This is a genomic window from Campylobacter taeniopygiae (genome assembly GCF_005406225.1).
Classification (GTDB): domain Bacteria; phylum Campylobacterota; class Campylobacteria; order Campylobacterales; family Campylobacteraceae; genus Campylobacter_D; species Campylobacter_D taeniopygiae.
Window position 1 is genome coordinate 66,401 of the sequence record NZ_NXLY01000005.1, and the last position, 21,351, is coordinate 87,751.

At 29.3% G+C, this 21,351-nt stretch carries 18 protein-coding genes; 9 read left to right on the forward strand and 9 right to left on the reverse strand.

Going from position 1 to position 21,351, the window contains the following annotated elements; genetic code table 11:
* Nucleotides 1-75 precede the first annotated feature (75 nt).
* From dsrO to CQA75_RS03530, 3 genes are read left to right on the forward strand one after another with little or no spacing between them, the layout of a single operon-like run.
* Nucleotides 76-840: a sulfate reduction electron transfer complex DsrMKJOP subunit DsrO gene (dsrO, locus tag CQA75_RS03520; protein WP_137623680.1), complete on the forward strand. Its 765-nt coding sequence runs from the start codon at nt 76-78 to the stop codon at nt 838-840.
* 1 nt (nt 841) lies between these two features.
* Complete coding sequence (gene nrfD, locus CQA75_RS03525; RefSeq protein ID WP_171000074.1) at nt 842-1,903, forward strand: NrfD/PsrC family molybdoenzyme membrane anchor subunit; 1,062 nt, start codon at nt 842-844, stop codon at nt 1,901-1,903.
* A 4-nt stretch (nt 1,904-1,907) separates the two neighbouring features.
* Nucleotides 1,908-4,919, forward strand: coding sequence for a molybdopterin-dependent oxidoreductase (locus CQA75_RS03530; RefSeq protein ID WP_137623682.1), 3,012 nt, complete (start codon nt 1,908-1,910; stop codon nt 4,917-4,919).
* A 34-nt stretch (nt 4,920-4,953) separates the two neighbouring features.
* On the opposite strand, the gene CQA75_RS03535 is transcribed toward CQA75_RS03530, so the two are convergent.
* Genes CQA75_RS03535 through murJ form a run of 7 tightly spaced genes read right to left on the reverse strand, consistent with a single transcriptional unit; the run spans nt 4,954 to nt 13,535 of the window.
* Nucleotides 4,954-5,733 carry an enoyl-ACP reductase gene (locus CQA75_RS03535; protein ID WP_137623683.1) on the reverse strand — a complete coding sequence of 260 codons (780 nt, stop codon included), beginning with the start codon at nt 5,731-5,733 and terminating at the stop codon, nt 4,954-4,956.
* Nucleotides 5,733-6,629: a 4-hydroxy-tetrahydrodipicolinate synthase gene (dapA, locus tag CQA75_RS03540; RefSeq protein WP_137623684.1), complete on the reverse strand. Its 897-nt coding sequence runs from the start codon at nt 6,627-6,629 to the stop codon at nt 5,733-5,735. Before dapA ends, CQA75_RS03535 begins: the two co-directional genes overlap by 1 nt.
* Nucleotide 6,630: 1 nt before the next feature.
* Nucleotides 6,631-7,872: a M16 family metallopeptidase gene (locus tag CQA75_RS03545; protein WP_137623685.1), complete on the reverse strand. Its 1,242-nt coding sequence runs from the start codon at nt 7,870-7,872 to the stop codon at nt 6,631-6,633.
* A complete protein-coding gene (locus CQA75_RS03550) occupies nt 7,869-8,918 on the reverse strand; it encodes a quinone-dependent dihydroorotate dehydrogenase (RefSeq protein WP_137623686.1) in 1,050 nt (349 codons plus the stop codon). Before CQA75_RS03550 ends, CQA75_RS03545 begins: the two co-directional genes overlap by 4 nt.
* Before the next feature lie 54 nt (nt 8,919-8,972).
* Entirely contained in the window at nt 8,973-10,709 is a 1,737-nt protein-coding gene (locus CQA75_RS03555) for an ABC transporter ATP-binding protein (RefSeq protein WP_137623726.1), read from the reverse strand.
* Nucleotides 10,702-12,084 carry a cysteine--tRNA ligase gene (gene cysS, locus CQA75_RS03560; RefSeq protein ID WP_137623687.1) on the reverse strand — a complete coding sequence of 461 codons (1,383 nt, stop codon included), beginning with the start codon at nt 12,082-12,084 and terminating at the stop codon, nt 10,702-10,704. The genes CQA75_RS03555 and cysS overlap by 8 nt, the downstream gene beginning before the upstream one ends.
* Nucleotides 12,084-13,535, reverse strand: coding sequence for a murein biosynthesis integral membrane protein MurJ (murJ, locus tag CQA75_RS03565; protein WP_137623688.1), 1,452 nt, complete (start codon nt 13,533-13,535; stop codon nt 12,084-12,086). Before murJ ends, cysS begins: the two co-directional genes overlap by 1 nt.
* Nucleotides 13,536-13,650: 115 nt before the next feature.
* Between murJ and CQA75_RS03570 the strand changes: the two genes are divergently transcribed.
* The 6 genes from CQA75_RS03570 to CQA75_RS03595 all read left to right on the forward strand — a co-directional run bounded on the left by CQA75_RS03570 (nt 13,651) and on the right by CQA75_RS03595 (nt 19,519).
* A complete protein-coding gene (locus CQA75_RS03570; protein WP_137623689.1) occupies nt 13,651-15,513 on the forward strand; it encodes a flagellar assembly protein A in 1,863 nt (620 codons plus the stop codon).
* Nucleotides 15,486-16,037, forward strand: a complete 552-nt coding sequence (gene ruvA / locus CQA75_RS03575; protein WP_137623690.1) for a Holliday junction branch migration protein RuvA — start codon at nt 15,486-15,488, stop codon at nt 16,035-16,037. Before CQA75_RS03570 ends, ruvA begins: the two co-directional genes overlap by 28 nt.
* A 13-nt stretch (nt 16,038-16,050) precedes the next feature.
* On the forward strand, nt 16,051-17,091 hold the full coding sequence (locus tag CQA75_RS03580; RefSeq protein WP_137623691.1) for a D-alanine--D-alanine ligase: 1,041 nt from the start codon (nt 16,051-16,053) through the stop codon (nt 17,089-17,091).
* Between the two features lie 61 nt (nt 17,092-17,152).
* Complete coding sequence (locus CQA75_RS03585) at nt 17,153-17,368, forward strand: type II toxin-antitoxin system Phd/YefM family antitoxin (RefSeq protein WP_137623692.1); 216 nt, start codon at nt 17,153-17,155, stop codon at nt 17,366-17,368.
* Nucleotide 17,369: 1 nt separating this feature from the next.
* Nucleotides 17,370-18,092 carry an alpha/beta fold hydrolase gene (locus CQA75_RS03590; RefSeq protein WP_137623693.1) on the forward strand — a complete coding sequence of 241 codons (723 nt, stop codon included), beginning with the start codon at nt 17,370-17,372 and terminating at the stop codon, nt 18,090-18,092.
* Between the two features lie 2 nt (nt 18,093-18,094).
* On the forward strand, nt 18,095-19,519 hold the full coding sequence (locus CQA75_RS03595) for a Mur ligase family protein (protein ID WP_137623694.1): 1,425 nt from the start codon (nt 18,095-18,097) through the stop codon (nt 19,517-19,519).
* On the opposite strand, the gene CQA75_RS03600 is transcribed toward CQA75_RS03595, so the two are convergent.
* Nucleotides 19,512-20,531, reverse strand: coding sequence for a fla regulon two-component system sensor histidine kinase FlgS (locus tag CQA75_RS03600; RefSeq protein ID WP_137623695.1), 1,020 nt, complete (start codon nt 20,529-20,531; stop codon nt 19,512-19,514). The genes CQA75_RS03595 and CQA75_RS03600 overlap by 8 nt on opposite strands.
* Nucleotides 20,531-21,304 (reverse strand): DUF234 domain-containing protein, encoded by a 774-nt coding sequence (locus CQA75_RS03605; protein ID WP_246023739.1) that lies wholly within the window; start codon nt 21,302-21,304, stop codon nt 20,531-20,533. Before CQA75_RS03605 ends, CQA75_RS03600 begins: the two co-directional genes overlap by 1 nt.
* Nucleotides 21,305-21,351: the final 47 nt, after the last annotated feature.

Sequence of the window (21,351 nt, forward strand, 5' to 3'; positions counted from 1 at the left end):
ACATTTAAAAAATATCCCTATTTTTTCCCTATTTTTTTCTAAAATAATCCCATTTAAAATCATTAAGGAAAATTTATGAACAAAAGACGTTTTTTTCTTAAGCAAGGTGCTGCTAGTATAGCCTTACTTTCTAGTGGCAAGGCTTTTAGCTTAAAAAATCCTAGCAGAAATGCCAAAAATCCAGAAGCTTTAGGTCAAAAAGATAAAAAATTTGCAATGCTAATTGATCTTAGAAAATGTGTGGGGTGCCATGCTTGTACTGCAAGTTGCAAGGTTGAAAATCAAGTTCCTAAAGATCAATTTAGAACCAATGTTGCTGAATTTGAAATAGGAACTTTTCCTAATGTTAGAAAGGCTTTTTTACCACAACTTTGTAATCATTGTGAAAATCCACCTTGCGTAAGCGTTTGTCCAACGGGTGCAACATTTAAAAGATTAGATGGTATTGTTGTTGTAGATAATCAAACATGCTGGGGATGCGGATACTGTGTTAATGCTTGTCCCTATGATAAAAGATTTATCAATTCTCAAACTAAGGTGGTAGATAAATGTACTTTTTGCGCACATAGGCTTGATGCGGGGTTACTTCCAGCTTGCGTTGAAACTTGCGTTGGAGGTGCAAGAATCATAGGAAATTTAAACGATAAAAATTCTTTAATCTATCAACTTTTAAGCCAATTTCCAAATTTTGTTTTAAAACAAAAAAGCGGAACCAAACCTCAAGTTTTTTACATAGGTTTAAATGGAGAATTATCAGACAATGTTATTTCGATGGATGATTTAGACGATGCATTAAAATCAAAAAATGAAAAATTATTATGGCAAAGCGAAGGAGTTTGATATGGATTTAAGCGTTATTCACTCATTAGTCAGTATAACCCCTGAAAGGCCTTGGGGTTTAAATATAGCCAATTATTTATTTTTAACAGGAATTTCAGCGGCTAATTTTATTTTTGCTAATTTTTATTTTATCTTTAAACAAGAAAAATTAAAAAATATAGCCTTCCTAGCCCTTATAATTTCTTTTATTTTTTTAATGGTAGCACCCTTAAATTTGATCGATGATCTAAGCCAACCTGGAAGAATGATTAATGTCTTTTTATACGGATGGGAAAATTTCTTCACTAGTCCTATGAAATGGGGAGTTTTGTTATTGATTTCTTTCTTTATTGTTACATTTTTTGAGCTTTATTTAGCCTATCAAGTGCTTTTTAAAAATCAATCCAAAAAGCAAAAAATGCTTTTTTATTTTGGAATTTTAGGACTTATTTTAGCTTTTGGGATCGAATTTTATACTGCGTATTTGATTGCGATTTTAAGCTCATTTGTGTTTTTACACACTCCTTTAATGCCACTTTTGTTTTTGGCGTCTGCTTTTGTAAGCGGAATAGGAATGTTAATACTTATAACACAACTTTATCTTAAATTTTTCACTGATGAAAAATTGAATATTTCTTTATTTTCAACCTTGGCAAAATTTTTAGCCTTTTTTGCTATGCTTGATATTATTTTAAGAATTTTTTGGTTTAGCTTTTTACTAGTCTTTAATACAGATGATAAATTTGTAGCTCAAATTTTCTTCCAAAAAGAAGGATTTTTTATCGTTTTCATAGATATGGGACTTTGCCTTCTTTTGCCTTTAATCATAGGTTTTTCAAAATTAAACCAAAAACTACCTTTTGTGATTTTAGCAGGATGTTTAGGCGTACTTGGAAGTTTAATGTTTAGATATACCCTAGTGATCAAAGGTCAATCTTTTCCAAAAACCACACCTTCTTTTTTAGAATATCACATAGATTTTTCAAATCTTATAGGCATAATTTGCAATTATGGACTTTTGATCGCACTTTTTTGCCTTGCTTTAGCATTTTTTAATAAAAATATATTGATAAAAGGAAAATAAAACAATGAAAAGAAGAAAATTTTTAATCGGATCAGGATTAAGCATTGGTGCAATTTCAGCACTTGGATATTCTGATACTTTAAAACATGCATTGACTTTTTCAGATAAAGGGAGTAAAGCAAAAAATACCATCTATGCAAACGCACAAGAATGCGAAGTATCCTTGGATAAAAATGGGATTAAATTTAATGATAAATTTAGCATCATGCCAAGTGTTTGCAATGGTTGTGTAACCTTTTGTTCTGTGCGTGCTAAAATCGACAAAAAAAGCCAAAAAGTACTTAGAGTAAGTGGAAATCCTTATAGTTTGCTTTCAAGCGATCCTTATCTTGATATGAATACACCTTTAAAAGAAAGTTTTATCGCCTTATCAAATCATAATGAAAATGGCTTAAATATGCGTTCTACATGTTGTGTTAGGGGTAATTTTATCCATCATAAACTTGATGATGAATTTAGGATCACAAAGCCTTTAAAAAGAGTAGGAAAACGTGGGGAAAATAAATGGAAAAGTATTAGCATCGAAGAATTGATCTCTGAAATTATAAATGGTGGCGATCTATTTAACGAAGGACATGTTGAAGGGCTTAAAACATTTTGTGATACAAAAACTTTAATCGATGAAAAAAATCCAGATTATGGTCCTTTGGCAAATAAATTATGTATTTTAGGCACGGGAGATGAAGGAAGGCAAAATTTTATCACCCACAGATTTGCTCAAAGTTTTGGAACGATAAATTATTTAGGACATACTGCAATCTGTGGTCTTTCTATGCGTGCGGGCGAGGCTGCTTATTTGAATGATTTTCAAAAATATCCCCATTTAAAACCTGATTTTGAACACTGTAAATTTCTTCTTAATATAGCAACCGCACCCGCACAAGCTGGAAATCCTTTTAAAAGACAAGCGCATTTACTCGCAAAAGCTAGAAGTGAAGGAGAAATGAAATACGTCACTATAACTCCAAATTTAACCAACGCCGATACTTTTGCAGTGGAAAATAAATCAAGATGGATACCCATAAAACCAGGGAGCGATCTTGCTTTTGTCATGGGGATGTTAAGAGTGATCATAGAAAATAAACTTTATAATCTTTCTTATTTACAAATTCCAAGTTTAAAATCTCAAATCGCTCTTAATGATGTTAGTTTTACTAACGCAACTCATCTTGTCTTGCAAAATGAAGCACACTATGGCACTTTTTTAAGAGATGAAAATGATCAAATTTTAGTTCTTGAAAATGGCATTCTTAAAAATGCTGATGAAGTTAAACAAGCCGATCTTGAATTTAGCGGAAGTGTAGAATACAAAGGTCAAATGTATCAAGTAAAAACTAGCTTTGAAATTTTAAAAGAAAATGTTTTTGAGTATAGCTTGGAAGAATATGCACAAAAATGCGAAATTGAACCAAATATTATCGCTGATTTAGCAAAAGAATTCACTTCGTATGGTAGAGCTGTGGCGACTGATTGCCATGGAGGAACCATGCATACAACAGGATTTTATACCGCTTATGCGATCATGATGCTAGGAAGTATGGTGGGAAATTTAAACCATAAAGGAGGTATGAGTATAGGAGGTGGAAAATTCAATAGTTTTAATGGAAAAATGTATAATCTTTTAGCCTACGAAGGTAAAAAGAAACCTTATGGAACAAGAATAGATCGTGCAAGAAAAGCCTATGAAACAAGTACAGAATTTCAAGAAAAAATCAAAAATAATCAAAATCCATATCCTGCCAAAGATCAATGGTATCCACTAAGCAATGCTTTAGAAAATGAAGTTTTAACAAGCAGTGCTAATGCTTATCCATATAAACTTGGCACCTTAATAACTTGGGGAACTAGTCTGGTTTATGGGCAAAATTTAAATTCAAAAACTATTGAACTTTTAAAAGATCCTAAAAAATCAATTCCATTATTTATAGCCATAGATCCTTTTATCAATGAAACAAGTTTATATGCTGATTATATTGTTCCTGATAGTGTGCTTTTTGAAACTTGGGGAGTGTTGTCTCCTTGGGCTGGATATACCACAAAAACAACCCATTTAAGATTTCCTATTATCCAAAGTCCAAATGAAAAATTTAAAAACGGCCAAAGTATATGCATGGATAGTTTTTTAATTGAACTCGGAAAAGCTTTAAATTTACCTTCTTTTGGAAAAGATGCCATTAAAGATAAAGATGGAAATTATTATCCTTTAGATAAGCCTGAAGATTTTTATTTAAGAGCTTTTTTGAACGTTGCATTAGATACTCAAAATCCTGTAAATGATATCAGTGATGAAGAGTTTAAAATAAGCGGTTTGCAAAAATATGAGAAAATCTTAAAAGAAATTTGTAAAGAGCATTGGAGAAAAGTAGCTTTCATAATGAGTCGTGGAGGAAGATTTTCGAGTAAAGAAAGTGCTTATAAAGATAATGCTTTAAGCAATTCTTATAAAAAAGCTATCGCAATTTATAATGAAAAACTAGCAACAACCAAAAATGCACTCAGCGGAGAAAGACACAGTGGAACTATAAAATATTATGATGCAAGATACGCCAATGGAGAAAAAATTATCAAAAAAGAAGGTTTTGATCTTTTAGTATTTAATTATAAATCCAATGTTTTCTCTTCTTATTCTGCTACTCTTGAGTCCTTAAAAGAGATCAAATATAGCACCTATATAGATATTAATTCACAAAGTGCAAAAAAATATAATATCAAAAATGGCGATAAAGTAAAATTAAGCACCTATGAAACCTCAATTATAGGTTATGCAAGAGTTAAAGAAGGCATTCATCCATGTGCAATTGGCTTAGAACACGGAGGTGGAAGGGATGCAGAAGGAGCACGAGATCTTAGTATAGATGGAAAAACACTTAAGGCAAAAATCAGACGAAAAACTGGAATTGCTTATAGTCAATTAGGTTTAAGAGATATTACAAGACCAAATAGTCCTAATTTAGGCGATTTTGTCATAGGATCTAATGCAAGACAAGCATTTATGGTAAAAATAGAAAAGATTTAACCTGTATCATCTTGAATATTCAAGATGATAAATTTCATTTAAACGTAGTTCCACCATCCACGATGAAAGTATGTCCGGTTACCCAACTTGCTTTTGAAGAGCAAAGAAAAAGACAAGCGCCGGCTAAATCTTCAGGCTGCCCCATACGATTAAGCGGACTTAAATCAATAGTGGCTTGTTTAACTTCCTCATAATTTGTAAAAGCTCTTAAAGCATCCGTTTCAATAGGGCCACCACTGACAACATTCACACGGATATTTTTTTCTCCAAGTTCAGTGGCTGCATATCTTGCCATAGCTTCTACTGCTGCTTTTGCTGTTCCATGACCTGCATAATTTTCTATATAAACTAAATTTCCAGTAGAAGAAATAGAAATAATACTTCCTCCCCCTACTTTTTCCATTCTCTTAGCCGCCTCTTGGGCACCAACGACAAAAGCATTAACTGTTGCAGTAAAGATATTATTAATTCCTTTAGGTTTTAATTTCATAAATTTAGTATATCCGCCAACTACCGCACGACCTGAAATGATCGCATTTGAAATGAAATAATCTATGCGATCAAAATCTTGATCAATTTTTTCAAAAATTTCTTTATAAGTTTCTGGTTCTAAAATATTAAATTCATAAGCTTTTGCTTTAATTTTATAGTTTATTTCTAAATCTTTTATCATCTCTTCTGCGATTTGCGCATTAGAATTATATGTAAAAGCTACATTGACACCCGCTTTAGCAAATTCATACACAATAGCTTTACCAATTCCACGCGTTCCACCGCTAATCACTAAAGTTTTTCCTTGAAATTCTTGATTCATTAAAATCCTTTAATATTATATTGCTTCATCACTTCTTGTATTTTAGCATAGTTTTCTTTACTAGGAGGACAAAGTGGGAGTCTAAATTCTAAATTTTCTATCAATCCAGCTATATGCATCGCTGTTTTTATAGGGATTGGATTGCTTTCGCAAAATAAAATTTTATTAATATTATAAAGTTCATCATTGATTTGCTTGGCTTCTTTGTAATTTTCTTCCAAAGCCCTATGCGTTAGCATACTGATTCTATCGGGTAATAAATTTGAAGTTACTGAAATCACCCCCTTTCCACCGTTTGAAAGTATAGGATAATTAATCGCATCCTCACCGCTGATTAAAACCATCTTAGGTTCATGTGCAAGCAAATCCACGCACTTGTCGATACTTCCACTTGCTTCTTTAATCCCATAAATATTTTCACAAGTTCTAAAAAGCTCAATAGCAGTTTCTGTAGCAATATCACAACCTGTTCGTCCTGGAACATTATATAAAAGAACAGGAATATCCACACTCATTGCAATTGCTTTATAATGTTCATAAAGTCCTTTTTGAGTTGGTTTATTATAATACGGAGCCACGCTTAAAATACCATCAGCTCCACAATCTCTTGCAAATTGTGCCAAATCGACAGCTTCATGCGTCGCATTACTTCCAGCTCCTGCTAAAACTTTAACTTTTGTATTTTTACAAACTTCTACTGCAATTTCAATGCAAGCCTTATGTTCATCATGGGTCAAAGTCGCACTTTCTCCAGTCGTACCAACGGGCACTATGGCATCAATTCCATTATCAATTTGTCTTTGAATAAGTTTTGCATAGCATTGCTCATCGATTTTATTATTTTTAAATGGGGTAACAAGTGCTGTCATCGCCCCAATGATGACATTTTTATCCATTTTAATCCTTTCTTAAAATCAAAGTTGTGGAATTTTCTTCATCAAAATATTTTTTAGCACATTTTTGCAAATCCAATAAAGTCAATTTTTCTATTTTTTCTTCATAATTTAATAAAGGTTTTAAATCCCCTCTTGCCAAATAAGAACCATAAATATTAGAAACCGCACTTGCTGTATCAAGTGAAAAAATAAAATCACTTTTTATATTATTTTTAACTTTTTGTAAATCTTTTTCTGTAAATTTTCCTTTTTTGATTTGCTCTAAAATTTTCCAAAGTTCCTTTTCAACCTCTTCAGCTTTAATCCCTACATTACAATTGCAAATAAAAATAAATAAATTTTCATCAATGCAATCATTAGCAAAGGCGTAAAAATCATTGATTAAATGAAGTTTATCTATTAAAATTTCATTCATAATGGAACTTTTTCCATTTCCTAAGAGTTCTGATAAGGCATTTAAGGCTGGAATATCTTTGTGTTTAAAATTTGGAATTTTAAATGCTACAGCAAGAATTTGAGTTTGAGTTTCTTTTTTGATAATAATTCTTTTTGCACCATCTTGCTTAGGTTCTTGTGTGTGAATTTTTGGGATAGTTTTTGTATTTTTAATGTTTTCAAAATGCTTTTTAGAAAGATCAAAAACTTCTTGATGCTCTATATCTCCGCTAACAAGTAAAATAGCATTTTTAGGTTGATAATATATACTATGAAAATCTCTAATATCTTTAATAGTCCAATTTTCTATATCTTTGTAAAATCCTATCGGAGTCCAGTGATAAGGGTGATACATAAAAGCATGATTAAAAAGTCTAAAATATAAATATCCTAAAGGATTATTATCCGTTCTCCATCTACGCTCTTCTAAAACAACATTTCTTTCAGGCTGAAATTCTTCATCTTTTAAATTTAAATTAGCCATTAATTCAGCAAAAAGCCCTAAAGCTTTATCTAAATTTTTTTTAGCACATTTTATATAATAATGTGTATAATCAAAGCCTGTGCTTGCATTATCCAAACCTCCAAAGCTTTTAACGATTTCATCAAATTCACCGGCTTTAAGGTTTTTTGTACTTTTAAAATTCAAATGTTCAAGCATATGGGCAATTCCACTTTTACCCATGATCTCATTTCTTGACCCCACTTTATAAAAGATATCAACGCTGATCACATCGCTATTTTTATTTACAGGAAGGGCATAAACTTCAAGTTTATTTTTTAAACGAATTTTTTCAAAAGCAATCATTTAAGATTAGCCCCCACGGCTTCACTAATATGCATAAAACCATCTTGTCTTAATAAAGAAATTAATTCTTGATTGATATTTTTTACTATACTTGGCCCTTTAAAGATTAAAGAGGTATAAATTTGAATTAAATTGGCTCCATTTTTTATACGTTCATACGCTTCTTTTCCGCTATCAATACCCCCACAAGAAATTAAAAGAGTATGAGAAAAAAGCTCTTTAGCCAATTCTTTAAAGAAAAGACCATTTTTCTTTTGGATAAGCTTTCCACTGATACCACCAAAGGTTCTTCCATTATCAATCAAAGAGTAATCTGTACTTGTATTAGCAATTATAAAACCATCTGCACCTTTTTCTATTGCTTGTTGGCAAAGTGCTATAGCCATAGAAACATCTAAATCAGGTGCTATTTTTATAAAGATAGGCTTTGGAGTGATTTTTTTTGCTTCTGTTAATAAATCATTTAAAAATTGATCATTTTGCAAATCTCTTAAATTTTTAGTATTTGGAGATGAAATATTAATAGCAAAATAATCACACAAATCTTTAAATTCTCTCAACAAAATAAAATAATCTTCCAAAGCATTTTGACTGTCTTTGTTTTTACCTATATTTGCACCCAAAGGTAAAGCAAAAGGATAAACTTTTGAAACATGCGAACGCACTTCATATGATCCTTTATTGTTAAAACCCATAGCATTTTGTATGCTTTCTTGTTTTACTAAGCGAAATACTCTTGGCTTCTCGTTTCCCTCTTGAGGTCTAGGAGTGAAAGTTCCATACTCTAAAAAGCCAAAGCCCAATGCACTTAAAGGCTTAATCATGGTTCCATTTTTATCAAAACCACCTGCTATGCCTACTGGAGAATTAAAATCAAGTCCTAATAAATTTTGTTTCAAGCTTGCATCATTTACAACAAATTTCTTAGCCATTAAGCCCAATGCAGCTGGAAAAATAGCATTGAGTCCTCTTAAAGAATGCTCCACTAAATAATGAGCTGATTCTGGTTGAAGTTTAAAAAGCAAAGGCTTTATTTGTTCATACATTGTTTTTCCTTGAAATAAAAAATAATATAAAATTTTAACAAAATTAAAATAAAGTCAAGCTTTCATTTCTTTTTCTTTATTTTTGAATTTACGATAAAGTTCACAGGTTTTCAAAAGCTCTTCATCTTTTCCGATGGCTAAAACTTGCCCTTTGTCAATAACAACGATTTTATCTGCATTTTCAACCGTACTTAATCGATGTGCGATCATTAAGATCAATCTTTCTTTTTTTAGATTTTCTATGGTTTTCATTATAGCCTTTTCGCTTTCATTATCTAGCGCTGAAGTTGCCTCATCAAAAATCAATAAATCTGGATTTTTATACAAAGCTCTAGCGATAGCGATACGTTGCTTTTGCCCTCCACTTAAATTTTTTCCATGCTCTTTTATTTCAGCATAAATTCCGCCCATTGATTCTACAAATTCGTAAGCATTAGCAAGCTTTAAAGCTTCAATCACTCTTTCTTCATCTAAATCTTCACTATAAGCTACATTTTCAGCAAAGCTATCATTAAAAAGATAAATATTTTGAGTCACAAGCCCTATTTTATCTCTTAAACTTTCAATGTTAAAATGGTGGATATCTACATCATTAAATAAAATTTCACCCTTATTTTTTTCATAAAAATACATCAAAAGATTAATAATGGAAGATTTTCCACCGCCACTCATACCTACAAGTGCTAGTGTTTCTCCTTTGCTGAATTCAAAATCAATTCCATTTAAAACCTTTTTAGAAGAATTATCATAAGCAAATTCCACTTTTTTAAATTGAATATTTTTTATACTTTTTAATTCTTTATCTCCACCTTTAATTTCAGGCTCTAAATCCAACAAATAAAAAGTTCTTTCGCTTGCTGCTATAGCTCCTTGAAGACCTCCATATAAATTTGAAAGTCTTTTTATAGGCGTATAAGACCAAAAAAGCGCCGAAATAAAAGCAAAAAAGCTTCCAACGGTTACATTTCCTTTAATCGCTTCGTGCCCACCAACTATAATCATAACCGCAACTCCGATAGAACCTATAACTTCCATCATCGGACTTGTTAAAGCATTAATTCTTGTGCTTTTTAAAATAATTTTACAAAAAGACTTATTTTCTTGATCAAATTTTTGCCTTTCCTTTTCTTGCGCATTATTGGCTTTAACTAATTCTATATTTGAAAAGATTTCTCCTAAACGAGATAAAAGATCAGAATTTTTTTCTTGGATATTTCTTGCATAAAGCTTGAGTTTTTTAACAAGATAAAATAAAGGAATAATAGTAATTGGAAAAATGATTAAAGCAAAAAAAGCCAATCTTGGACTTTGAGACACAGCCACACCTAAAAGTCCTATAGCTGTAATTAGTTGAGTTAAAAAATCTGGAATGACACTAGAAACTACATTTTGTAAAGCACCTATGTCGTTAGTGCAGCGGCTTATAAGCTCTCCACTTCTATGCCGTTTAAAAAAATCCATATCCAAACGCAAGATATTTTTTAAAACCTTAGAACGCAAAATCCTTAATATATCTGTGCCAATATAAGAGATATAATAAGTTTGCAAATAAGAACCCGCATTTTTAAGAAAATAAATCAAAAAAAATAAAAAAGGAGCAAAATAAAGCATTGTTTCTTTTTTATCTATAAAAATTTGATCCAAAATAGGCTTTATCATATAAGCACTCGCTGAAGTTCCACCACTTGCTAGAAGCATACCTATTCCGACAATAACAAATTGCTTCCAATACTGCTTATAAAAAGGTTTAAAGCGAATTAAAACTTCTTTTAAATTCATTTCTTTATACATTTTCATACTCCCAAATTGTTCCGCTTGGCGTATCTTGTAAAAAGATACCCTCTTTAGCTAAATTTTCTCTTATTTCATCAGCCTTTTTAAAATTTTTTTCTTTTTTTGCTTCATTTCTTTTTAAAATTTCATTTTCAATGAAAGCTTTTTTATCCTCGCTCACACCCCATTGAAAATACTCTTTTGCATCCATAAAGCCAAAACCAAAAATTTTAGCTAACTCATCTAAAGAATCTTTAATATCTTGTTTTAAAGTTTTATTTTTTTTATCTAATTCTAAATTAGCATTATTGATAAAATCATCCAAACAAGCTAAAGCTTTAGAGATATTTAGATCATCATTTAAAATTTCTAAAATTTTTTGTGCAATATCGCTTTGAAATGTTATACTTTGCGTCATATCAAAATCTAAAATTTCTTCCATATTTAGTCTCTTTTTAAGACGATAAAATTTATCAAGACGTTTTTTAGCGGCATGCAAATCTTCCAAAGAATAATTAAAATGCGCTCTATAATGTGAATTTAAAAGATAAAATCTCAATGCCTCGCCCATAAAATCTTTAAGTGCATCTTTTAAAAAAAAGCTATTGTTAAGACTTTTGCTCATTTTTTCACCATTGATTTTGACAAAACCATTATGAAGCCAAATTTTAGCCAAAGATCTTTCACAGCCACAACGACATTGTGCAGATTCATTTTCATGATGTGGAAAAAGCAGATCAATTCCACCCGCATGAATATCAAGTGTGTCCTTAAAAATAGAATCAATCATAGCCACACATTCTGTGTGCCAACCTGGGCGACCTTTGCCAAATTTACTTTCATAAAAATTTTCATCAAATTTCCAAAGTACAAAATCGCTTTCATTTTTTTTCTTAACGTCACTATCAAGACGAGAAATATTTTCATCCAAACCTCGCTTAGAAAGACTTAAATAATCTTTATCTTTGCTTGTATCAAAATATAAACCATCCTCCAAAGCATAAACAAAACCTTTTTCTTTTAATCTTGAAATCAAATCAATCATTTCCCCGATAAAATGGGTTGCCCTAGGCTTTAAATTAGGATCTAAGACGTTTAATCTTTTCATATCCTCTTCATAGCTTTGTATATAAAATTCTGTTAATTCCTCGATGTTTTTTCCGCTTTCAGATATTTTTTTTAAAATTTTATCATCAATGTCTGTATAATTTCGAACAAAATTGACTTCACAGCCTTGAGCGATTAAAGCCCTACGTAATAAATCAAAACAAACACTACTTCTAGCATGTCCTAAATGCGCATCATCATAAACAGTAGGGCCACATAAATAAATATTGATTTTTTTTTGATCTAAATGAATTTTTTCTTTTTTAACACTATCCATTAATTTCATCAAATCATCCCCTTAAATCCCATATAAATCCAAATAAACATATTTAAAACATAAGGCTTTGTCAAATAAAGTATTGCAGTAAAAATTACTAAAGCAATTATGATTAAAAAGTAAAATTTAAACGATATTAAACCAAAAAATTTCTTAAAACCAAATTCTTTAATATTGGCTCCAAGCAAATAAAAAGCACTTAAAGAACTCGAAAAAGCCACTCCTATAACTTTTAAATTTTCATCTTTGATTAAAATTATAAAAGCAATCGAACACAAAAGACTTATAAATAAAGCTTTAAATGCTATAAAAGCAGCAGTTTTTTGTTTGAATTTAGCATAAAGCCATAATGAAAGAAGCTTTTGCAAACCAAATGGAAGAAGTCCTATGAGATAAGCTATTAAAACATAAGCGGTTGTAATGCTATCTGAATGGGTAAAATTTCCTCTTTGAAACAAAAGCTGACAAATTTCTAAAGAATAAACAGAACCTACAATACTTGAAACAAGCAGTAAAACACTTAAAAATATCATCGCTCTTTGCATGAATTTTAAAGCTAGATTTTCTTGATTGCTTTTTAAATGCTTTAAAATTTTAGGAAAAGAAACTTGAGTTAAGGCTATGGCAAAAAGTGCTAAAGGAAGTTGAAAAACCCGATTAGCATAATACAAATAAGAAATACTTCCACTGATTAAAAAACTCGCGATTGTGGTATCTAAAAGAGAGCTGATTTGAGTTGCAGAAGAACCTAAAACTCCATGAAAAAAATTTCCATAAAATGATTTCATTTTTGTTTTAGCTTTTTTTAATCTTATGCTTAATATCATTGCTTTAATAACGGGATTATTTTTTAAGATAATTAAATGCAAAATCAATTGTGCTACACCACTTAAAACCGTTGCATAAGAAAAATAATAAAGCGTTTTTAAAGGTTCATTTTTATCAACAAAAAATGCAGCAATCGCTATACTTAGATTAAATAAAGCAGCACTAAATGAAGTGATAAAAAATTTTTGTTTGTAATTTAGAATTGCACCAAAAAAAGTAACTAAAAAAATAAAAAATAAATACCAAAAATTAATCGCCACTAAAGGCGATGCAATATCAATAGTTTTTTGATCAAAACCAAAAGCAAAAATTTTAGTAAAAAAAGAAGAAAAAAAACTCACCAAAAGACAGCATAAAAAAACAATTGAGCTAAACTGAACTAGAATACTAACGCAAAACGCTCCTTTTTTTTGTGCCTTTACAAAATTAGGCAAAAAACTTTGCCCAAAAGCCCCTTCTGCAAAAATTCTTCTAAAAAAAGCGGGCATTTTTAAAGCCACAAAAAAAATATCACTATAAAGTCCAGCTCCTAAAAAAAGAGCGATTAAAATATCCCTAGCTAAGCCTAAAACACGAGAACATAAAATTCCTAAGGCGTTAATAATAAAATTTTTAAATACTAAATTTTTCATTGTTTTTTTGAAAATTTTTCATCATTTTTTAAATATAAAGATTTTATTTTAACTAAAATTGATTAAAAATTGACTATAATTTGCTTTAAAAATGATTTAATTACAAGGAAAAGTTTTGGGATTAGATGAAAAAATTATTTCTTACACTGAAGATCCAAATCAAGAACTTTTAGAAGTATCATCTAGAACAAATATTGATTTAAATGAACTTGATTTTAAACTTTTGGCATTTTCAACCCAATATTGTTTTAACGACAATCAATGGGAAAAAATTTCAGAAAAGGATTTAAGTCTTTTTGAAAAAGATGAAGTATTTCTAAAAAATGATTTAAAAATCAAACAAGAATATAAAATAGAAATTTTTCATCGGATAAATGAAGATAAATTAGCACATGCAGTAAAACTCATCGCCAATAAAAACCTCACAAAAATAGTCGCGCAAATTGATTTTAGTTCTTTAGTGTTTCATGAAAAACTAGCTCTTGAACTTTTGCAAAATATCTATAAAAAGATGCTTAAACTTAGATTTTTAATAGGAATTCGCATTTTTAATTTTAAAAAAGAACTTCTTAGTGCTTGTAATAAGCATAAATTAAATCCTTCAAATCAAATAGTGCAAATTAATGTAGCTAGAGGCATTGATCCTATTCAAAGTCAAGATGAAAAACTGATTTTGCTTTACAAAGAAAAGGCTAAAAATTACACCATCGATGAAAAAAGATCAGGTATTATAGCCGTAGATGAAAATGAAGTTGTTTTAAAGCATACTAAATTTAAGCAAGGAAAAGAAGGTAAGGATTTAAATTTAAGAGTATTAAAAGTTTTAAGCGCTAATGAAAATAAAATTAAATTTACCTGCTCTTCTGCGTTTAAAGCGGTTGAAAATGAGGATTTTACAGATTATATTGCCTTAAAAAAAGGTTTCGTAAGCGAAGAATCTGATCGTTTTGATATTAATAATTTATTAGAATTTAATGGAGTTGATTTTAAAAATATAGGTATCATACGTGCTGGAATTGATAAAAATGTCAAAATCAATATAAAATTCATCTCCGATATGCAAGATGCTGTTAATTCTGGAGTTGGAATAGAATGCGAAGAACTAAACATCGCTGGAAGTGTGGGTAGTAATACTCACCTAAAAGCTACAAAAATGAAAATTGAAGGCATCACGCATTCTAAGGCTTATATTTATGCAAAAGAAGGCTATATTAAAACTCACAGAGGGTTTGCAGAGGGTGAAATATTAAATATAGATTTACTCGAAGGTGGAACAGTTAAAGCCAAGGAAGTAAAAATTAAAAAAAGTTTAGGCGGAACAATACAAGCTGAAAAAGTTTATGTAGAAAGTTTAGAAAATAATAATACTTGTGTTTTCTATGACTGCGCTGTAGTTGAAAATATGAAAGGTCAAAATAATAAATTCAATATTAAAGTAAAATCACTTGATAAAGATTATGATAAGGAATTTTTAGACATTAAAAATAAAATATCCACCCTTAATCTTAAAATCAATAAATTAAAACATTTTATATCATCTAACAAAAATAGTATTTTAAATATAGAAAAAAAAGCAATTCAACTTAAAAATCAAGGACAAAATATACCTCCACAATATGAAAAAGCCTTAAAAGAATTTTCTTTTCAAAATCGCGAATTAAATAAAGCGATCAACGAAGAAAAAGAACTTTTGGAACTTAAAAAACAATTGCATTCTGAATTAGTAGTGCTTGAACAAAGCCTATTTGAAGCCAAATTTATCAATAAAAGTGGTAAGTGGAATGATATGAATGAAATAAAATTTTCACTGATAGAACCTAAAAAAGATATTTTATATTCTTCTTTTAGTAATGAAAGTGCTAAATTTATAGGGTTGCAAAAAAACACAGAAAACAATCAAGAATTTATAGAAATCAACAAAAAACTCGATTACGATAAAAAGGATACAGAATGGTTGTTGCCATCGAAGGAATCATAACAAAAAAAGAACCAACGTTTATAGTCTTAAAATGTGCTAGTGGGCTTAGCTATGGAGTTTTTATATCTCTTTTTTGCTCCGCCAAACTTCAAAGTAATGAAAAATGTGAGCTTTTGATCACTCAAATTATCAAAGAAGACTCTAATAGATTTTATGGCTTTTTGGATAAAAATGAACAAAAAATGTTTGAAATGCTTTTAAAGGTTAATGGTGTTGGTGCAAGTACTGCTATGGCAGTTTGCTCAAGCTTGGATGTGAATTCTTTTTATCAAGCTTTAAGTACGTGTGATGAAAGTTTGCTAAAAAAAGTTCCAGGAATTGGAGCAAAAACTGCAAAAAGGATCATCATTGAGTTAAGTGATAATAAAAAGAATCTTGAAAATATCAGCAATGAGAAAAATGAAGCTCTAGCGGCCTTAATTTCTTTAGGTTTTAAACAGGATAAAATTTTAAATATTTTACGCGATTGCACAGGAACAAATACTAGCGATCTTATCAAAGAAGCACTTAAAAAACTAGCATAAGGAGAAAAAATAAATGAATTTTGCGATACTTTTTGGAGGAAATTCATACGAACACGAAATTAGCATTATAAGTGCTATAGTCTTAAAAAAAGTTCTTAAGACAAATTTAACCTTTATTTTTTGCGATGAAGATAAAAAATTTTATCTCATTCCAAATGATAAAATGCATTCAAAAACTTTTAGCACAAGATCTTATACAAAAGAAAAAGAATTATTTTTAAAACAAAAAGGATTTTATGTTAAAAATTTTATAGGCGAAAGCAAAATCGAAATGGAATGCGTGATCAATCTTATCCATGGAAAAGATGGAGAAGATGGAAAAATAGCTTCTTTGCTAGAATTTTTTGACATTAATTTCATCGGACCAAGACTTGAAGCGAGTGTTTTATCTTTTAATAAAGAATTGACCAAACTTTATGCAAAAAATGTAGGCGTTAAAACGCTTGATTATTCTATGCTTAGAAAAAATCATAATGATAATTTTACTCCAAAATTTCCTTCAATCTTAAAACCATCAAGACTTGGTAGTAGTATAGGTATAAGTATCGTCAATAACGAAAAAGAATTCGAATACGCCAAAGATGTGGCTTTTGAATTTGATACAGATATTCTTGTGGAAGAATTTAAAAGCAATATCAAAGAATACAATCTTGCTGGTTGTATGATCGATGATGATTTTGTTTTTTCCATCATAGAAGAGCCTAAGAAAAAAGAATTTTTAGATTTTGAACAAAAATATCTTAGCTTTTCTGGCAATAATGAGCTTATCGAAGCTGATTTAAGTGAAGAATTAAAAACAAAACTTAAAGAAAATTTTAAAAGGATTTATAATCCATTGTTTAAAGGCGCTTTAATACGATGTGATTTTTTCATTTTAGATAACGAAGTTTATCTCAATGAAATCAATCCAAATCCAGGTTCTTTAGCTAATTATCTTTTTAAAGATTTCAATACTCTTTTAGAAAAACTTGCTAAAAATGCTAAAAATGAAAACAAGATCAAAATAAATTACAATTTCCTTCATTCAATCAATGGACAAAAGGGCAAATTATAAACTTTTAAGTCAAAATACGTTAAATTTTATGTAAAATTTAACGTATTTATTAGGAAATGCTATGCTTACCTTTCAAAAAGATGAAATTTATACAGCCACAGAGGTTGTTCGAAATTTTAGCCCTATTATGGAAAAATTAAAAAAAAGTCAAACGGGAAAAATCGTTATTTTAAAAAACAATAAATTCGAAGCTGTAATGCTTAACATGACAGAATATGAACGCTTACAAAATGCTATACAACTTTTAGAAAATATTTATAAAAATCAAAAGGTTTAAAATGGCATTAACTCAAATTATCTATGAAGAAAATACTTATAATTTAAGCTATGAAATTATCAATCAAGATCAGAAAAAAACTCTACTTATTTTACATGGATGGGGGGCTAATAAAGAATTAATGAAACAAGCTTTTGCTAAAGAATTTCCTAATTATTGCCATTTGTATCTTGATTTGCCTGGATTTGGAAAATCAAGTATTATAAAGGCTTTTCAAAGTAAAGATTATGTTAATATTATAAAAAAATTTTTACAAGAAAAAAAAATCGATATTGATACTTACATGGGTCATTCTTTTGGTGGAAAAATAGCAGCCTTACTTGCCTTGGAATTTAAAAATTCAAAATTAATCTTGCTTTCTAATTCTGGAATTCTTGCTCCAAAATCTTTAAAAATTCGCTTAAAAATTGCTATTTTTAAATTTTTAAAAATCTTTGGTTTGGGTAAATTTTATCGTTATTTTGCAAGCAAGGATGCTTCAAATTTAAATGCTGCGATGTATCAAACTTTTAAAAATGTAGTGGATGAGGATTTGAAAGATGTTTTTTCAAAAATAGAAGCAAAAACTTATATTTTTTGGGGCATTGATGATCAAGCTACCCCATTATCAAGTGGAGAAAAAATGCATGAGCTTATTAAAAATAGCAATTTCTATCCTTTAGAAGGGGATCATTTTTTCTTTTTAAAACATTCTGCTTTTATAGCTAAACAAATAAAAGGATAAAAATGCTGATTAATGCTCTTTATTTTATTAATTCATTATTGTTTAATTTTTGCATATCTTTTTATCTTATTAGTGCTTTACAATGGTATTCTTATAAATTAAATCGTATTGTTTTTCACTATCATAAGCCTTTATGGCACTTATATTTTTTACTTTGTCCTTATTTGATGTTTTTAGCATTTCCTTTATATTCTTTAATTTATTTTATTATTCTTGCTCCAATTTTATATTTTTGGAATAAAAGCATAGATAAAAAACTCATCTTTACTAGCAAGGTAAAATGGTTTTTTGTTTTTGTTTTTGTTTATAACACTCTTTTTGCTATCTTAGCCTTAAGATTTTCATTTCTTTTTAATCTTTGCACTCTAGTCTTAGCACTTTTAAGTTTAAAAATTTATGATCTCTTTTCAAAAATATATTACAAAAAACAAGCCAAATCAAAATTAAACCGTCTTTCAAATTTAAAAATCATACTCATTACGGCAAGTTTTGGCAAAACAAGCATTAAAAATTTTCTCTATGAGTTATTAAAAGATGATTTTAAAGTTTATAAAACTCCAAGATCTGTAAATACTCTTATGGGAATAGTTGCAGATATCAATAACAATCTAAATGAACAAACTCAAATCTATATCGCAGAAGCAGGCGCAAGACTTAAAGGGGATATTGATGAAATCACTCGCTTTTTAGAGCCACAAATTTGCATCGTAGGAGAAATAGGAAATGCGCATTTAGAATATTTTAAAAGCGTAGATAATATCAGACAAACAAAGCTTGAAGCTCTAAATTCTAAAAGATTAGAAAAAGCTTTTCTTCATACAAGCACACTAAAAAAAGAAGATGAAATCATCACTCTGTATGATGATAAAATAAGCAATATTGATTCAAATTTAGAAGGTTTAAATTTTGAAATATCATTCAAACAAGAATTGCATACTTTTAAAAGTCAAATTTTAGGAGAATTTAATGCTCAAAATTTATGTGTTTGCATACTTTGCGCTCATTATTTAGGTATTAATTTTGAGTCTATTAAGAAAAATATCTTAAATATCAAATCCGTAGAGCATCGCTTACAAATCATTTCTAAAGAGCCAAAATTCATTATCGATGATGGTTTTAATGGCAATTTTAAAGGAATGAGTGCAAGTTATCATTTATGCAAACTTTATCAAGGACGTAAAGTTTTAGTTAGCCCTGGCATTATAGAGGTTAGCAAGGAAGAAAATATCAAACTCGCACAAATCATTAATGATTGCTTTGATTTAGCTATCATCACAGCCAATGTAAATGCTGAAATTTTTGAAAAAGAACTCAGCATTAAAAAAATCATATTAAAAGAAAAATCCGAACTGGTAAATACTTTAGCCAAAGAAACCAAAAATGGAGATTTGATTTTATTTTCTAATGATGCCCCTAGTTTTATGTAAGAGGTAAAATAAAATAAAAATTTTTAGGCTCTTTTTCAAAGCTTAATTCGCCTCTATGGGCATTAATGATTTCTTTAGAAAGGGATAAGCCTAAACCATTTCCTTTTAACTTTGTCGTCTTAAATGCCTCAAAAACCAAATTTTCATCTTTAATCTTGCAACCATTATCATAAACTCTCAAAATTAAATTATTTTCTTTAGATTCTGCTATGATTTTTATTTCCGGATTTTCGCATTCATTTTCTTCTATAGCATCAATAGCATTATAGATTAAATTTTGCAATACCAAACCTAAAAGTGCTTTATCGGCATAAATTTGCATATCTAAAAAATTTAATTCAAATTGGATTGGCGAAGAAAAATTATAAGAATTAATTGCGCTTTCACACTCTTCTTTTAACTCTAAAAGATTAAAATTTAAAGTATTTATATGCACACCTTTAGTAAATAATAAAGTTGAATTAACTATACGCTCTACCCTATCAATGGCTTTTTTCATCTCAAGCACTATATGTTTATTTTTAAGCTCACTCCTAGAAAAAAGAGTGGAAGCAAGTAAAGATATAGAGCCTATTGGATTTCTTATTTCATGTGCTAAATGCGCAGCAACACTTCCCATACTCGCAAGTCTTTCATTGCGTTTTTCATCGCTAATATCTGTAGCTGAAATAATAGTTTTTTCATTGTGTGCGATGATCTTTACAGCGTAAAATCTTCCCTCAAATTCAAGTTCATCACGCATTTTTTTAAGACTGATACTGCTTAATAATTTAGGGTTTTTCAAAGCTTCTTTGTTTTGTAAAATAATACTTTTTTCTTTATCCAAAATCCAAAGTGCGCTAGGCAGAACCTCGATAATCTCATCAACCATCGCACGCAAAGAATTATAATTTTCATTTAAAACCTTATATTCATTTTCTATGACATAAGTTTGCTCTATTAGGCTTTCTAAACCCTTTTGCAAGGTTTCTTTTTCAGTCGCATCCAAACTTTTTAAAATATTTTCATTCATTATTTTTCCTCTAATAAAATTTTAAAATCATTCATATCCATTAAAAGCAAATTTTGCTTAGCTATTTTACAAAATTCTTTACTAAAACCATTCTTTGAAATTATAATATAATAATTAGGCGTTAAATTTAAGATTTTTGCTTTCATTTCTAAAAGATTTAAGATGTTTTTGCAAATTTTTTTATTTTTAAATTTAACTTCTCCGATTAAACTCAAATTTTCATCTTGATAATACAAATCTATTTCCAAATCCTTATTCCAATAACTTTGCACTCCCAAAATATCAAATCTCTTTTCGATCAACTCTCTTGAAAGTTGTTCAAAACAAAAACTTTGATAAAGTTCGAATTTCTCCTTAATGATTTCTAAAACTCTATCATATTTTTGCTCTAAAATGAATTTTTCATGGGGCTTTAAAAAATAAAAAAAGAAACGTGTAAAATGATTTTGAAATATAAGTTTATCCTGTATCACATAGGATCTTAATTCTTTTTTTAACTTTTCTCTTTTATTTTTAACTTTTTTAATTTCCTTGCTGTATTCAAGCTTTAAAATACCATTTTTTAAAAGGTATCTCAAAATAGCCCAAGCTTTAAAATGCTGTATGTTTTTATTAATAGAAAAACGTTTTCTATTGTTTTTAGCTAAAAGAGAAAGTGCGTAAGAAGTGGTTTCATCAAAATTAAATTGAGTGTTTATTCTAAGATAATCTTTGAGGAGTAAATTTTCTATATTGTAAAAAATATTTTGATTAAAATCGATTTTTTCTAGCATATCAAAACCATCAAAAATACTATAAAAATCAAAAACATTCCCTAAAG

Excerpts from the sequence above, each read along its gene's own strand:
- dsrO (WP_137623680.1), top strand. The coding sequence starts at position 76 with ATGAACAAAAGACGTTTTTTTCTTAAGCAAGGTGCTGCTAGTATAGCC.
- nrfD (WP_171000074.1), top strand. The coding sequence starts at position 842 with ATGGATTTAAGCGTTATTCACTCATTAGTCAGTATAACCCCTGAAAGG.
- CQA75_RS03530 (WP_137623682.1), top strand. The coding sequence starts at position 1,908 with ATGAAAAGAAGAAAATTTTTAATCGGATCAGGATTAAGCATTGGTGCA.
- CQA75_RS03535 (WP_137623683.1), bottom strand. The coding sequence starts at position 5,733 with ATGAATCAAGAATTTCAAGGAAAAACTTTAGTGATTAGCGGTGGAACG.
- dapA (WP_137623684.1), bottom strand. The coding sequence starts at position 6,629 with ATGGATAAAAATGTCATCATTGGGGCGATGACAGCACTTGTTACCCCA.
- CQA75_RS03545 (WP_137623685.1), bottom strand. The coding sequence starts at position 7,872 with ATGATTGCTTTTGAAAAAATTCGTTTAAAAAATAAACTTGAAGTTTAT.
- CQA75_RS03550 (WP_137623686.1), bottom strand. The coding sequence starts at position 8,918 with ATGTATGAACAAATAAAGCCTTTGCTTTTTAAACTTCAACCAGAATCA.
- CQA75_RS03555 (WP_137623726.1), bottom strand. The coding sequence starts at position 10,709 with ATGTATAAAGAAATGAATTTAAAAGAAGTTTTAATTCGCTTTAAACCT.
- cysS (WP_137623687.1), bottom strand. The coding sequence starts at position 12,084 with ATGAAATTAATGGATAGTGTTAAAAAAGAAAAAATTCATTTAGATCAA.
- murJ (WP_137623688.1), bottom strand. The coding sequence starts at position 13,535 with ATGAAAAATTTAGTATTTAAAAATTTTATTATTAACGCCTTAGGAATT.
- ruvA (WP_137623690.1), top strand. The coding sequence starts at position 15,486 with ATGGTTGTTGCCATCGAAGGAATCATAACAAAAAAAGAACCAACGTTT.
- CQA75_RS03580 (WP_137623691.1), top strand. The coding sequence starts at position 16,051 with ATGAATTTTGCGATACTTTTTGGAGGAAATTCATACGAACACGAAATT.
- CQA75_RS03585 (WP_137623692.1), top strand. The coding sequence starts at position 17,153 with ATGCTTACCTTTCAAAAAGATGAAATTTATACAGCCACAGAGGTTGTT.
- CQA75_RS03590 (WP_137623693.1), top strand. The coding sequence starts at position 17,370 with ATGGCATTAACTCAAATTATCTATGAAGAAAATACTTATAATTTAAGC.
- CQA75_RS03595 (WP_137623694.1), top strand. The coding sequence starts at position 18,095 with ATGCTGATTAATGCTCTTTATTTTATTAATTCATTATTGTTTAATTTT.
- CQA75_RS03600 (WP_137623695.1), bottom strand. The coding sequence starts at position 20,531 with ATGAATGAAAATATTTTAAAAAGTTTGGATGCGACTGAAAAAGAAACC.
- CQA75_RS03605 (WP_246023739.1), bottom strand. The coding sequence starts at position 21,304 with ATGCTAGAAAAAATCGATTTTAATCAAAATATTTTTTACAATATAGAA.